Source organism: Sulfurimonas sp. HSL-3221 (assembly GCF_021044585.1).
Taxonomy (GTDB): Bacteria; Campylobacterota; Campylobacteria; order Campylobacterales; family Sulfurimonadaceae; genus Thiomicrolovo; species Thiomicrolovo sulfuroxydans.
On the sequence record NZ_CP087998.1, the window covers coordinates 814,216 to 826,861 of the forward strand.

Here is a 12,646-nt window from a genome sequence, read left to right on the forward strand (position 1 = left end):
ATAGGTATGGCAAAAGCGAAATCCCTTGGACGCGGCCTGGGCGAACTGCTCGGAGAGATCGAAGAGGCCTACGATCACGAAATCCCCAAAAACGCCCAGGTCGTAGAGGTCCCCCTCTCACAGATACGGCCGAACCCTTTCCAGCCCCGGAAACATTTCGATGAAAAAGCGCTGGGAGAACTGGCCGCTTCTATCAAAGCCCACGGCCTGATCCAGCCCATCGTCCTCGTCGAAGACGTCGACGGCTACATCCTCGTCGCGGGCGAACGTCGCTGGCGTGCAAGCAAACTGGCGAAACTGAAGACGATTCGTGCGGTCATCGCCTCCTTGGACGAGGCGCAGATGCGCCAGCATGCGCTGATCGAGAATATCCAGCGCGAGCAGCTCAACGTCGTCGAACTGGCTCAGGCCTACGAAGAGTTGATCAACCTCCACGGTCTGACCCAGGAGGAGCTGGCGGCAGTGGTCCACAAAAGCCGCAGTCACATCACCAACACGCTGCGGTTGCTGCAGCTCTCCAAGAAGAGCCTCTCCGCCCTCGTGGACGGGACGATAAGCGCCGGCCACGCCAAAGTCCTCGTCGGGCTGACCGATAAGGAACAGAAGGTGATGGTTGACTCCATCCATGGCCAGAAGCTCAGTGTCCGCGAGACGGAACAGATGGTCAAACGGTTGAAGAGCCGCGGCGAGCATGAAGTACAGGAGAAGCCGAAAGCCCCAGAATACGACCTCGGGGCCGTACGGAACGCCCTCTCAGGCGGGGGGTTTTCTGTGGCTTCCGGAACGAACAAAATCACCATCACTTTTCGCGATGAGCAGGAGATTGCCCGTTTTCTGGACATCCTCGGCTGACCGCTGCATTAATTTGTAACCAAAAAATTTCACCCTTTTGTAATTTTTCTCCTTTTTCGCTTTTTCACCTCCCAACTTAACAGGGTTTTTAATTTATAAGTTGTATAATCACGCAACTTTTAGGAGGTGATATGTTAGATATTAGTCCACTGCTGCTCATCAGTACAGCTGTTGTCTTCCTTATCCTTATCGCCGTTCTAAACGGTATGCTCTACAAACCTCTCTTCGCTTTCATGGAAAAACGTGACCAAGACATTCAGAACGATCTGGCGGAAATCGGCTCAAACGACGCCGAAGTCAGTGCACTGAACGAAACGGCAAATTCCATTATCAGCGAAGCACGTTTGCAAGCGGCTGCGGAACGGGAAAAAGTGATTGCGGATGCAAAAAAAGCGGCGGAAGCCGCCATCGGTGCCAAGCGTGCTGAGCTGGCCAAAGCCTACGATGCCTTTGAGGCGGAACTTGCGACAGAGCGCGATAACCTCCGCTCAGCGCTTGCTGCAGAGGTCCCGGCTTACGTCGAGGCTGTTAACGCCAAGATCAGCAAGATATAAGGAGATATGATGAAAAAACTGTTGGTAATGACCCTGTTCGTTTCAGCATCGCTCTTTGCTTCATCCGGTGCCGAGCACGGTGCGACAGATATTCTTCCGCGTACGGTCAACTTCCTGATCTTCGCCGGAATCCTGTGGTATTTGCTGGCGAAGCCGGTCAAAGGGTTCTTTACCGGTCGTGCCGGTGAAATCGCCGACCGTCTGAACAGCATTCAGGAGAAACTGCGTGCCTCTGAAGCGGAAAAAACCGCTGCGGAAGCGCGCGTTGAAGAGGCGAAAACCTTTGCGGCTGAACTGACGGCAACAACGGAAAAAGAGAAAGAGGTTCTCAAGAAGCAGATTGAAGTCCAGTCTGCCAATGAGATCGCCGTTCTCGAAAAACAGATGAAAGACAAAGAGAACCTCGCGGAGCGCCAGATGGTCCGCGGTGTGGTCGAAACCGTTCTTTCAGATGTGACGGCACAGAGTACAGCTTCTCTCGATAAAGAGAAGATGGCTGACATCATTATGAAGAAGGTGGCTTAATGGAAGCGATGATCGCACAACGTTACGTCAAAGCCCTCACTTCTATGATGGATGCCGAGGCTCTGACCAATACAAAAATCCTTTTTGATGCGCTCGCGGATGCTTTTAAAGAGAAAGCGTTTGCCGATATCATCAATGATCCTCAAATCGGTGACGCTGCGAAAGAAGAGCTCCTGCTCGCCATCGTAGCGGGTGCCGACAGCAGCGCGGTGAACAACCTGATCAAACTGCTGGTCGAGAAAAAGCGCCTGACGGTTATCCCGGCGATCGCGGAATCACTCCGCCTGACACTGGCAGGGATGAACAAAACCTATGAAGGCAAGGTCTACAGCAACACGGCGGTCGAAGCATCGACCCTCGCGGCGCTGAGCAGCGACCTCGGTAAAAAGATGGATGCGACGATCACGCTCGCCTTCGTCGCGTCGGATTATGACGGTATCAAAGTAGAAGTGGAGGATCTCGGTGTCGAGGTCAGCCTCTCGAAGAGCCGCATGAACGCTCAACTCGTTGAGCACATCTTAAAAGCAATTTGATCTTGGAAAGGAGATAGCATAGTGGTAGCAAAAGTACAAGCAGATGAAATCAGTTCGATCATCAAAGAACGTATTGAAAACTTTGAACTGAACGTAGAGATTAATGAAACAGGGAAGATCGTCTCTTACGGAGACGGTGTTGCTCAGGTCTATGGCCTGTCCAATGCAATGGCCGGTGAAATGGTCGAATTCGAAGACGGGACTCAGGGTCTTGTCCTCAACCTCGAAGAGAGCAGCGTCGGTGTTGTTATCCTCGGTAAAAGCGGTGCACTGCGCGAAGGCATGAGCGTCAAGCGCCTGGGCAAACTGCTGCGTGTACCGGTCGGTGACGCACTGCTCGGTCGTGTTGTCAACGCCCTCGGTGAGCCGATTGACGGCAAAGGCCCGATCGAAGCAACGGAAAACCGTTTCGTCGAAGAGAAAGCACCGGGCATCATGGCACGTAAATCCGTCCATGAGCCGATGGCAACGGGTATCAAGTCCATTGACGCCCTCGTGCCGATCGGCCGCGGTCAGCGCGAGCTGATCATCGGTGACCGCCAGACAGGTAAAACAACCGTTGCACTCGATACGATCATCAACCAGAAAGGCAACGGTGTTGTCTGTATCTATGTTGCTGTCGGTCAGAAAGAGTCTACGGTTGCTCAGGTCGTCCGCCGCCTCGAAGAGCACGGCGCACTCGAGTACACTATCATCGTTTCCGCGACAGCGTCCGAAGCGGCTGCACTGCAGTTCCTCGCACCGTACACAGGTGTCACGATGGGTGAATACTTCCGTGACAACGCTCGCCACGGTCTGATCGTTTACGATGACCTTTCCAAGCATGCGGTCGCTTACCGTGAAATGTCTCTGATCCTCCGCCGCCCTCCGGGCCGCGAAGCGTTCCCGGGTGACGTTTTCTATCTCCACTCCCGCCTCCTCGAGCGTGCTGCGAAGCTCAACGATGAGAAGGGCGCAGGTTCTCTGACGGCGCTGCCGATCATTGAAACACAGGCAGGTGACGTTGCGGCATATATCCCGACAAACGTTATCTCCATTACCGACGGACAGATCTTCCTCGAGACTGACCTGTTCAACTCCGGTATCCGCCCGGCGATCAACGTCGGTCTCTCTGTATCACGTGTCGGTGGTGCAGCGCAGATCAAAGCGACCAAGCAGGTTGCCGGTACACTGCGCCTCGACCTGGCACAGTACCGCGAACTCCAGGCGTTCGCCCAGTTCGCTTCCGACCTCGACGAAGTCAGCCGCAAGCAGCTCGAACGCGGTCAGCGCATGGTCGAAGTTCTGAAGCAGCCGCCGTACTCTCCGCTGACTGCTGAAAAGCAGGCACTGGTGATCTTCGCGGGTAACGAAGGTTACCTTGATGACATGCCGGCGAGCAGCGTTGTCAAGTTCGAAGCAGAACTGTATCCGTTCGTAGAAGCTTCTTATCCTCAGATTTTCGAGAACATCCGTTCTACATCAAAAATCGACGATGAGACGAGTGCACTGATGAAAAAAGCGATCGAAGAGTTCAAAGCGTCTTTCGTCGCTGAGTAAGGACCATCATGGCCAACTTAAAAGATATTCAACGACAGATCAAGAGTGTCTCTAGCACGCAGAAAACGACGCGTGCGATGAAGCTCGTCTCCACGGCGAAACTTCGTCGTGCGGAAGAGCTCGCAAAGCGCTCACGTCTTTTCGCCGAAAAAACGAATGCCATGATCTCTGAACTGGCCAGCCAGATCGAATGTATGAAGATCGGCGGTATCGAAAACCGCGCGTTCTCCGAGATTGAAGCGCCGAAAATGGTCGATATCATTTTCGTGACGGCCGATAAGGGCCTCTGCGGCGGCTTCAACATGCAGACGATCAAAGCCGTTCGTAGGCTGATGGCCGAGTTTAAAGACGAGAAGGTGAAAGTTCGCCTTCGCGGTATCGGCAAGAAAGGGATCGAGTTCTTCAGCTATAACCAGGTGGAGATGCTCGACGAAGAGATCGGTCTGAGCTCTGCGCCGGACATGGATCGCGCCGCCGATTTCATGGATGCATCTATCCAGGACTTCAAAGATGGCAAGATCGACGGTGTCTACGTCGTCTACAACGGCTACAAGAACGTCATCACGCAGGAACTCCACGTCAACCGCATCATGCCGGTCGATACGGAAGAGTTTGACTGTAAGGATGTGAGCAAAGGTTCCCTGCTGGAACTGGAAGCGGAAGACAGCGAAAAGATGCTGGATGCCCTGCTGACCAAGTACGCCGAGTACAACATGTACTACGCCCTGATCGATTCGGTCGCGGCGGAGCACTCTGCGCGGATGCAGGCGATGGATGCGGCTACGAACAACGCCAAAGAGATGGTGAAGAAACTGACAGTCCAATATAACAAGGCGCGTCAGGAAGCAATTACGACCGAGCTGATCGAAATCATCAGCGGCGTCGAATCGATGAAATAGGAGGAATCGAATGGTTGGAAAAATTATCCAGGTCATGGGACCGGTTGTCGACGTTGAGTTCGACGGAAATCTTCCTGCGATCAATGAAGCGATCGAGGTAAAAGCAAGTGTGGAAGGCAACGAGTACCGTCTGGTACTTGAAGTCGCTTCCCACCTCGGTGACGGTCGTGTCCGTACGATCGCCATGGATATGACTGAAGGACTTGTCCGCGGTACGGAAGCCGTTGCGACAGGTGCTCCGATCAAAGTACCGGTCGGTGACAAAGTTCTCGGCCGTATCTTCAACGTTATCGGTGAAACGATTGACGAAGGCGATCAGGTAACTGACGCTGAAATGTGGTCTATCCACCGCGATCCTCCGCCACTCGTCGAGCAGAGCACGAAAACTGAGATGTTCGAAACGGGTATCAAAGTCGTCGACCTCCTCGCACCGTATGCAAAGGGTGGTAAAGTCGGTCTGTTCGGTGGTGCCGGTGTCGGTAAAACCGTTATTATCATGGAGCTGATCCACAACGTCGCACACGCACACAGCGGTTACTCCGTCTTCGCCGGTGTCGGTGAGCGTACCCGTGAAGGTAACGACCTCTACCACGAGATGAAAGACTCGAACGTACTGGACAAAGTTGCCCTCTGCTACGGCCAGATGAGCGAGCCTCCGGGAGCACGTAACCGTATCGCACTGACGGGTCTGACCATGGCGGAATACTTCCGTGATGAAAAAGGCCTCGACGTTCTGATGTTCATCGACAACATCTTCCGTTTCGCGCAGTCCGGTTCCGAGATGTCTGCACTTCTCGGCCGTATTCCGTCCGCTGTTGGTTACCAACCGACACTGGCACGCGAGATGGGTGCACTGCAGGACCGTATTACGTCTACGACGAAGGGATCAATCACTTCCGTCCAGGCGGTTTACGTCCCTGCGGATGACCTGACTGACCCGGCACCGGCGTCTGTCTTTGCCCACCTTGATGCGACGACGGTTCTGAACCGTAAAATCGCTGAAAAAGGTATCTACCCGGCCGTCGACCCGCTTGACTCTACGTCTCGCCTGCTCGACCCGCAGATCATCGGCGAAGAGCACTATAATGTTGCTCGCGGTGTCCAGAAGACGCTGCAGAAGTACAAAGACCTGCAGGATATCATCGCGATCCTCGGTATGGACGAGCTTTCCGAGGACGACAAAGCGACTGTCGAACGTGCACGTAAGATCGAGAAGTTCCTTTCTCAGCCGTTCTTCGTTGCAGAGGTCTTCACGGGCGCTCCGGGTAAATATGTCACTCTCGAAGACACGATCAAAGGCTTCAAGGGAATTCTCGAAGGTGAATACGACCACATGCCGGAAAACGCATTCTATATGGTCGGTGACATGAAAGAGGCGATCGAAAAAGCTGAAAAAGCCAAAGCGTAATCTTTTTCAGTGCAAAAGGAATAAGTCATGGATACTTTTAAACTGGAAGTGATCACGCCGAACGGCCTCATTTTTGATAATGAAGCCGTCGAAGTCACGCTGCCGGGTGAAGAGGGCGAGTTCGGTGTACTGCCGCGCCACGCCTCTTTGACCACGCAGCTCAAAGCCGGCGTCATTGACATCGTCACTGCAGAGAAACGCACCGAGTCCATCGTCGTGAACTGGGGTGTGGTTCAGGTGACTGAATCGAAAGTGACGGTGCTGGTCGACGGTGCCGTCGCGATCCGCGGTGAAGGCGAAAGCGAAATCGCCAAGGTCCTCGAGGATGCGAAAAAACTCCTGTCGGACGTTTCGGACTCCAAGATGGCACTGGCTTCGGTCTCAGCCAAGATCGAATCGGCTGCACACAAACTGCTGTAAGCGACGATCATGTTTGATTCGCTCAGCGACTACTATCTCAAAAGCAACAGTGTCACCCTCGCGGTCCTGGCACTGCTTGCACTCTATTTCATCGTAATCAACTGGACCTTCTTTTACCGCTATCTTTCACTCAACCGCTGGGTCGACAAAGAGACAGATTCTCTTGAATCGCTTTTGATGGGTGCACAGGGGATCGCAGCGAACTCCTACCTCAACCACTTTATCAAGAGCAGTAAACGTCTCTCCGCGGAACTCTTCGACCTGGGTCTTTTCGCCGGTACGAAAGAAGCGACAAAAGGGTTGGCGATTCTCTCCGTCGTCGCCTCCACGGCACCGTTTATCGGGTTGTTCGGTACGGTTGTCTCCATCCTTGACACCTTCAACAACATCGGGAGCGCCAGCGGAACGATGGCCGTCATCGCCGCCGGCGTCTCCGACGCGCTTGTTGCAACGGCGGCGGGGATCTTTGTCGCGATCTTCGCGTACACCTACCACCAGATCCTCAAACGCCGCGCGTATGAGCTGACGGGCCTGCTGCAGATGCAGCGTGATGCCCTGATGGCGAAAGAGACGGACGCCGCGTGAGCGTATTCGACTGGGATGAGCGCCCGGAACTGAACATTACGCCCCTTGTGGACGTGATGCTCGTACTTCTGGCGATCCTGATGGTCATTGCTCCGAACATTGTCTATGAAGAGCTGATCAACCTTCCCCAGGGTTCGGCACAGCAGCAGATGCAGAAAAAACCCCCGGTACACATCGTCATCACGAAAGAGGGTGTCATTCTTGTCAACAAAGAGAAATTCGACCGTCTCGGATTTATCGACAACTTCTACCGTTTTGCCGAACAGAATCTCGATGCTAAGTCAACGGTGACGATCAGTGCCGACCGTTCGCTGGATTACGGAATGGTGATGTCGGTACTCGCGGCGGTAAAACAGGCAGGTTTCAGTGAAGTCTCTCTCGCTACCAACGGTTGACGACCCCAGGGACTTCTATCTGGGCGGGGTCTATGCCGTTGTCCTTTTTGTCCTGATCATCTTGCTTTTTTTCCAGCTCCTGCGGGGACTGGACAAAATGCACAGTTACGCGATGACAAAAAGTTCCGCTGTCTCTGTTTCTCTGGTGGATGTCCCGCTGGTGACTTCGAAGCAGAACAACACCCCCAAACCCGTCCCCAAACAAGAAGCAGCGCCGGAACCCATACCCGAGCCTGAGGAAACGGCCACGCCTGTTGAGGATATCTCGTCGCTTTTTTCGGACATCCAGACGCAGAAGATCGTACATACCAAGCGTCCTGATGATCAGAAAAAGATCGATACGAAACGGCTTGCCAACCTCCAAAAACGCATTAAAACGACGAAGAAACGGGAAACGACGGCGACGGCGGAGAAGGTCAAGAACCTGAGCCTCGTACGCCCCTCACAGGAGGCCGGCGGACAGAGCGCATCGGGCGGCGCGGAAGTCAATGCGTATTACGCTAAAATACAGGCCACTATCTATGAGAACTTCTTCCCGCCGGTCAATTCCGAAGGTTCGGTTTCACTGATCCGCATCTGGATTTCGGCCAGTGGGAAGATGACGCGTTTTAAAGTGCTGCGCCCATCAGGCGAGGCATTTTTCGACCGGGAGGTCACGCAGCTGGAGCAGCGTCTCCTGCGCGTCAGGTTCGAGAGAAACCCAAAAGGAAATGAGGCCGTACTGGATGTCAGTCTGGTCTCCAAGGAGTAACGATGCGTTTTTTCATTGCCATGATGATGAGTGTGACGTTGATGTTCGCCGCCGATGCGACCATTGAAGTAGTAAAAGAAGCCGACAGCCTTCCGTCCATTGCCGTGGAGGATGCCTCCGTCGATTTCACCGGCACGCCGGCCAAACGTTTTTTCAGACTGCTTTCGAGCGACCTGAACGTTTTGACGCTTTTCAATGTTGATCACCACTACGCCACCACCCATTTTGACAACGCTTCGATACTGAACCGTGCCATGGATTATACGCTGCGTTTCCGCCTGCGCGACGACGATGCCGCTTTTGTCGCGGACATCCGCCTTTTCCAGGACGACAAGGTCGTGATGCAGAAAAGCTACCGGGTGGCCAACACGGGCATGAGCCCCTTCGTGGCGCATGCGATCGCCTATGACATCAACGACTTCTTCGGCCAGGCGCCGCTGGAGTGGCTCAAGCGCAAGATCATCTTCGCACGTCTCAAAGGGCGCATGGAGAGCGAAATCGTCATCGCGGACTATACCCTCTCTTATCAGCATGTTATGATCAAAGGAGGACTCAATGTCTTCCCGAAATGGGCGGACGAGGCGCATAGTGCGTTTTATTACACTTCCCTCAGCGGGAATAAACCGACCCTTTTCAAGATCGACGTCCGAACAGGCGCCCGCAATGCCATCTTGAGTTCGGACGGGATGCTGGTCTGTTCCGATGTCAGACGGAACGGGCGGGATCTGCTGCTGACCATGGCGCCCAACGGGCAGCCGGATATCTACCTCTATGATACGGTCACGAAAACGGCCAAGCGCGTCACGACCTACGGCGGCATCGACGTCAACGGGCAGTTTATGAACGACGGACGCGTCGTCTTTATCTCCAACCGCCTCGGGTATCCGAATGTTTTTGCAAAGCGCCCGGGCGAAGCCAAGATCGAACAGCTTGTATTCTACGGCAAAGACAACTCCGCGTGCAGCGCGCATAACGAATATGTCGTCTACAAATCCCGTGAGACCAACGACGCTTTCGGCCCGAATACGTTCAATCTCCACCTGATCTCGATGAAGACGGACTTTATCCGGCGTCTGACCGCCACGGGCATCAACGAGTTCCCCCGCTTCTCCGATGACGGCGATGCCATCATCTATATCAAAAACTATAAGCAACAGAGTGCGATCGGGGTGATCCGTCTGGCGCAGAACAAAAACTTTTTATTCCCCCTTGCAAGCGGAAAAATCCAGTCTTTGGACTGGTAATCCGTAAACTTAAAGCAGGTTGCTATATCCTGTTAAGTTTTTTTTGCTAAAATCTTCTGGATTAATTAATGAACACCCTCGTGAAAGGCTCTGTTCGGACTCCCTAAAGGATTGTGATGAAAAATATGTTGGTATACAGCAGTGTAGTTCTGATGTTGTTGGCTGGATGTAGCTCTAAAACACCGGCGATCGATGAGACGCAGACGGGTGCGGAAAGCAGCCAGATGGAGAGTGCGGCGGATGCAGATACTGTTGTCGTCGATGAGAATGCAGGCGTCAGCGACAGCACGATCGAGATCGGTGAAGAGACGATGAGCGCGCTGGAGAGCCAGATGGACTCCATCTACTTCGCTTTCGACAAATTTGATATCAGCATGGAAGCGTCCTCGAAGCTCCAGACAAATGCGGCTCTGATGCAGGGCAAAGCAGCTGCCTTTAACATCAAAATCGAAGGTAACTGTGACGAATGGGGTAGCGACGAGTATAACTTCGCCCTGGGCCTTAAACGCGCAAAAGCCGCCAAAGATGCGCTGGTCGCCGAAGGTGTCAACGCCGAGCGTATCAGCATGGTCAGCTACGGCGAAAGCAATCCGGTCTGTGTCGAAAAGACACAGGAGTGCTGGGCCAAGAACCGCCGCGACGATTTCAAACTCCTTCCGTAATCGGGACAAATGAAACGTCTTTCCCTCCTTCTGGCGGGCGCCTTGCTGCTTCAGCTTCAGGCGTCTGAGCCCTCCGTATTCGGTGCCGGCAATCTTGACAGCGATTCGCCCTACGGGTTGACTGAATCCGAAAAAAAGATTGTCGAAAACCGGCAGAACCTCAAGAATACCAAACGCAAATCCCAAGAGAACAGTGCCCAACTGCAGAGCCTGCGCGAACGCATTGACGGATTGCAGACGATTATCGAGGGGTTGGCGGAAAAAACCCAGGAAAACAAGCTCAAAGTCACGGAACTGACATCCGGAGAAGACATCGGCGCCCAGCGCGATGCCAGGATCGCGGCGTTGGAAGAGGCGGTTAGGGCGGACGAAGCCAACATCGCTTCGTTGAAGACGCTCCTGGAGAGTATGGCGACACAGGTGGACGCCATCAACGCCAATTACGTCTCCAAGGATGAGTTCAACGCGCTTGTCGGTGAGATCAACGCCTTTAAACGCGATCTGGGCAAAACCCTCAAAAGCGTGAGCGCCCCGGCGGCTGGCGCATCCCTGGAGTCGAAATCGAGCAAGGAGCTTGCCGCCGAAGCGAAGGCAAGCTATAACAAGCTCTTTTTCAAAGATGCCATCCCGATGTATGAGGAGCTGATCCGCCGCAACTACAAACCGGCCTATGCGCACTTCATGATCGGGGAGATGTGGCACTACCGCAAAGAGTGGTCCAAAGCGCTCTCATACTTCAAGGAGAGTGCAGCCCGTTCTTCGAAAACATCGTTTATGCCGACACTGATGCTCCACAGTGCGGAATGTATGATGCATACCGGTGATTCGGCAAACGCGAAAAAGTTTCTCCGGTCACTTATCGCTAAATACCCTGCCTCCGGTGAAGCAGCGGAAGCAGAACGGCTTCTGAATACTTTGTAGGCAGCTATAGCGCCACTTTTTCAGCCGCACTATAGTTAGATCGGGTTAGAATCCCTAAATTTTTGTAAAGGTAATATTATGGCAATCGAAACGAATCAAGTCGTATCCATCCAGTATGAAGTCCAGGCCGACGGCAAGGTCGTTGACTCCAACATCGGCGGTCAGCCGCTCGTCTTTATGTTCGGCAAGGGACAGATCATTCCGGGCCTCGAAGCGGGTATCCAGGATATGGCAGCAGGCGAAAAGGGCGATGTCCTGGTCAAAGCCTCTGACGCATACGGCGACTACAATCCTGAAGCGACTCAGGATGTTCCGAAAGAACAGTTCGCCGGTATCGATCTTCAAGAAGGCATGACACTCTACGGTCAGGGTGAAGACGGCGGTACGGTCCAGGTCCTCGTCAAAGAGATCAAAGACGAGAGCGTTGTTGTCGATTTCAACCATCCGATGGCCGGAAAAGATCTGATGTTCAGCGTCACGATCAATGAAGTACGCGACGCGACTGCCGATGAAATCGCCAGTGGCGTACCGGCAGAGAACAAGGTTGATGACAGCTGCTGCGGAAGTAGCGGCGGACATAGCTGTGGCTGCCACTGAGTTTCTGGCGGCCTCACACGCTTCGACCGAAGCGCTGCGGACGGCGACTCTCCTCAAAACCCTCCAGGTCAACGCACTTATCAGCGGACCGAAGGGAACAGGCAAACAGACGCTTGCACGGGTGATCCTGCCCGGCGCGGTCGTGTTGGATGCGCGGGATTTTGACAATGTGCTCAATGCGCTTGAAAGCAATGACGAAGTTGTTTTGACGCATATTGAACACTGCCCGAACATTACGCTGCTTTTCGAGCGGGTCAAAACGGAAAAACTCCGTCTGATCGCCACGGCGTCATCGGAATACCTTTCCGATGCTATCTGGGAGTTCTTCAGCGTCAAGATCGCCCTGCCGCCGCTTCTCGAGCGCCCGGAGGACGTCGAGCTGCTTGTCAGCCATTTCAATGCCGAGGCGGACCGGATTTTCGATCTCTCCCCCGAGGCTTCTCCCTCCGGTAAAAAACCGGACCTGAGCGATAACGCCTACTCGCTGCGCAAGCAGATCTACTTTGAGCGCCTGATGGGCGGGGTCAACGAAGGGGAGGTGATACAGGTGATGGAGCGTTATTTACAGTCACAGATGGGCTCGCACAACGATTACCGCAAATTCCTGCACCTCTACGAGGTCCCGCTGATCCGTACGGGTCTGCGCAAGTTCAAATCGCAGCTGCAGCTGGCAGAACGCCTGGGTCTCAACCGCAACACCCTGCGCAAAAAGATTGCGGAAAACGAGCAGTTCGGTCTGCTTGAACCATAATTCAGGAGGA

At 53.8% G+C, this 12,646-nt stretch carries 16 protein-coding genes; all 16 read left to right on the forward strand.

Annotated elements, in window-relative coordinates:
* The first annotated feature begins 6 nt into the window (after window positions 1-6).
* The 16 genes from LOH54_RS04100 to LOH54_RS04175 all read left to right on the forward strand — a co-directional run bounded on the left by LOH54_RS04100 (window position 7) and on the right by LOH54_RS04175 (window position 12,636).
* On the forward strand, window positions 7-852 hold the full coding sequence (locus LOH54_RS04100) for a ParB/RepB/Spo0J family partition protein (RefSeq protein WP_231020529.1): 846 nt from the start codon (window positions 7-9) through the stop codon (window positions 850-852).
* A gap of 131 nt (window positions 853-983) precedes the next feature.
* Window positions 984-1,406 (forward strand): F0F1 ATP synthase subunit B family protein, encoded by a 423-nt coding sequence (locus tag LOH54_RS04105; protein ID WP_231020530.1) that lies wholly within the window; start codon window positions 984-986, stop codon window positions 1,404-1,406.
* Window positions 1,407-1,415: 9 nt separating this feature from the next.
* Window positions 1,416-1,931: a F0F1 ATP synthase subunit B gene (locus LOH54_RS04110; RefSeq protein ID WP_231020531.1), complete on the forward strand. Its 516-nt coding sequence runs from the start codon at window positions 1,416-1,418 to the stop codon at window positions 1,929-1,931.
* On the forward strand, window positions 1,931-2,464 hold the full coding sequence (locus tag LOH54_RS04115) for a F0F1 ATP synthase subunit delta (RefSeq protein WP_231020532.1): 534 nt from the start codon (window positions 1,931-1,933) through the stop codon (window positions 2,462-2,464). Before LOH54_RS04110 ends, LOH54_RS04115 begins: the two co-directional genes overlap by 1 nt.
* Window positions 2,465-2,485: 21 nt before the next feature.
* Window positions 2,486-4,003: a F0F1 ATP synthase subunit alpha gene (gene atpA, locus LOH54_RS04120; RefSeq protein WP_231020533.1), complete on the forward strand. Its 1,518-nt coding sequence runs from the start codon at window positions 2,486-2,488 to the stop codon at window positions 4,001-4,003.
* An 8-nt stretch (window positions 4,004-4,011) separates the two neighbouring features.
* Window positions 4,012-4,902, forward strand: coding sequence for an ATP synthase F1 subunit gamma (atpG, locus tag LOH54_RS04125; RefSeq protein ID WP_231020534.1), 891 nt, complete (start codon window positions 4,012-4,014; stop codon window positions 4,900-4,902).
* 10 nt (window positions 4,903-4,912) lie between these two features.
* Window positions 4,913-6,310: a F0F1 ATP synthase subunit beta gene (gene atpD / locus LOH54_RS04130; RefSeq protein WP_231020535.1), complete on the forward strand. Its 1,398-nt coding sequence runs from the start codon at window positions 4,913-4,915 to the stop codon at window positions 6,308-6,310.
* A 27-nt stretch (window positions 6,311-6,337) separates the two neighbouring features.
* Complete coding sequence (atpC, locus tag LOH54_RS04135; RefSeq protein ID WP_231020536.1) at window positions 6,338-6,730, forward strand: ATP synthase F1 subunit epsilon; 393 nt, start codon at window positions 6,338-6,340, stop codon at window positions 6,728-6,730.
* A gap of 9 nt (window positions 6,731-6,739) precedes the next feature.
* On the forward strand, window positions 6,740-7,315 hold the full coding sequence (locus LOH54_RS04140; RefSeq protein ID WP_231020537.1) for a MotA/TolQ/ExbB proton channel family protein: 576 nt from the start codon (window positions 6,740-6,742) through the stop codon (window positions 7,313-7,315).
* Window positions 7,316-7,371: 56 nt separating this feature from the next.
* Entirely contained in the window at window positions 7,372-7,710 is a 339-nt protein-coding gene (locus LOH54_RS04145) for an ExbD/TolR family protein (protein ID WP_416768921.1), read from the forward strand.
* Window positions 7,682-8,461, forward strand: coding sequence for a TonB C-terminal domain-containing protein (locus LOH54_RS04150; RefSeq protein WP_231020539.1), 780 nt, complete (start codon window positions 7,682-7,684; stop codon window positions 8,459-8,461). Before LOH54_RS04145 ends, LOH54_RS04150 begins: the two co-directional genes overlap by 29 nt.
* Before the next feature lie 2 nt (window positions 8,462-8,463).
* Window positions 8,464-9,705 carry a Tol-Pal system protein TolB gene (tolB, locus tag LOH54_RS04155; RefSeq protein WP_231020540.1) on the forward strand — a complete coding sequence of 414 codons (1,242 nt, stop codon included), beginning with the start codon at window positions 8,464-8,466 and terminating at the stop codon, window positions 9,703-9,705.
* Between the two features lie 116 nt (window positions 9,706-9,821).
* Complete coding sequence (locus tag LOH54_RS04160; protein ID WP_231020541.1) at window positions 9,822-10,367, forward strand: OmpA family protein; 546 nt, start codon at window positions 9,822-9,824, stop codon at window positions 10,365-10,367.
* A gap of 9 nt (window positions 10,368-10,376) precedes the next feature.
* On the forward strand, window positions 10,377-11,288 hold the full coding sequence (locus LOH54_RS04165) for a tetratricopeptide repeat protein (RefSeq protein ID WP_231020542.1): 912 nt from the start codon (window positions 10,377-10,379) through the stop codon (window positions 11,286-11,288).
* Between the two features lie 78 nt (window positions 11,289-11,366).
* The gene (locus tag LOH54_RS04170; protein WP_231020543.1) at window positions 11,367-11,885 is read left to right on the forward strand and encodes an FKBP-type peptidyl-prolyl cis-trans isomerase; all 519 of its coding nucleotides are present in this window, start codon (window positions 11,367-11,369) and stop codon (window positions 11,883-11,885) included.
* Window positions 11,872-12,636, forward strand: a complete 765-nt coding sequence (locus LOH54_RS04175; protein ID WP_231020544.1) for a helix-turn-helix domain-containing protein — start codon at window positions 11,872-11,874, stop codon at window positions 12,634-12,636. The genes LOH54_RS04170 and LOH54_RS04175 overlap by 14 nt, the downstream gene beginning before the upstream one ends.
* The last annotated feature ends 10 nt before the right edge of the window (window positions 12,637-12,646 follow it).

What these genes read in the sequence shown, in the direction of transcription:
- LOH54_RS04100 (WP_231020529.1), top strand. Translation starts at nt 7, where the DNA reads ATGGCAAAAGCGAAATCCCTTGGACGCGGCCTGGGCGAACTGCTCGGA.
- LOH54_RS04105 (WP_231020530.1), top strand. Translation starts at nt 984, where the DNA reads ATGTTAGATATTAGTCCACTGCTGCTCATCAGTACAGCTGTTGTCTTC.
- LOH54_RS04110 (WP_231020531.1), top strand. Translation starts at nt 1,416, where the DNA reads ATGAAAAAACTGTTGGTAATGACCCTGTTCGTTTCAGCATCGCTCTTT.
- LOH54_RS04115 (WP_231020532.1), top strand. Translation starts at nt 1,931, where the DNA reads ATGGAAGCGATGATCGCACAACGTTACGTCAAAGCCCTCACTTCTATG.
- atpG (WP_231020534.1), top strand. Translation starts at nt 4,012, where the DNA reads ATGGCCAACTTAAAAGATATTCAACGACAGATCAAGAGTGTCTCTAGC.
- atpD (WP_231020535.1), top strand. Translation starts at nt 4,913, where the DNA reads ATGGTTGGAAAAATTATCCAGGTCATGGGACCGGTTGTCGACGTTGAG.
- atpC (WP_231020536.1), top strand. Translation starts at nt 6,338, where the DNA reads ATGGATACTTTTAAACTGGAAGTGATCACGCCGAACGGCCTCATTTTT.
- LOH54_RS04140 (WP_231020537.1), top strand. Translation starts at nt 6,740, where the DNA reads ATGTTTGATTCGCTCAGCGACTACTATCTCAAAAGCAACAGTGTCACC.
- LOH54_RS04145 (WP_416768921.1), top strand. Translation starts at nt 7,372, where the DNA reads ATGCTCGTACTTCTGGCGATCCTGATGGTCATTGCTCCGAACATTGTC.
- tolB (WP_231020540.1), top strand. Translation starts at nt 8,464, where the DNA reads ATGCGTTTTTTCATTGCCATGATGATGAGTGTGACGTTGATGTTCGCC.
- LOH54_RS04160 (WP_231020541.1), top strand. Translation starts at nt 9,822, where the DNA reads ATGAAAAATATGTTGGTATACAGCAGTGTAGTTCTGATGTTGTTGGCT.
- LOH54_RS04165 (WP_231020542.1), top strand. Translation starts at nt 10,377, where the DNA reads ATGAAACGTCTTTCCCTCCTTCTGGCGGGCGCCTTGCTGCTTCAGCTT.
- LOH54_RS04170 (WP_231020543.1), top strand. Translation starts at nt 11,367, where the DNA reads ATGGCAATCGAAACGAATCAAGTCGTATCCATCCAGTATGAAGTCCAG.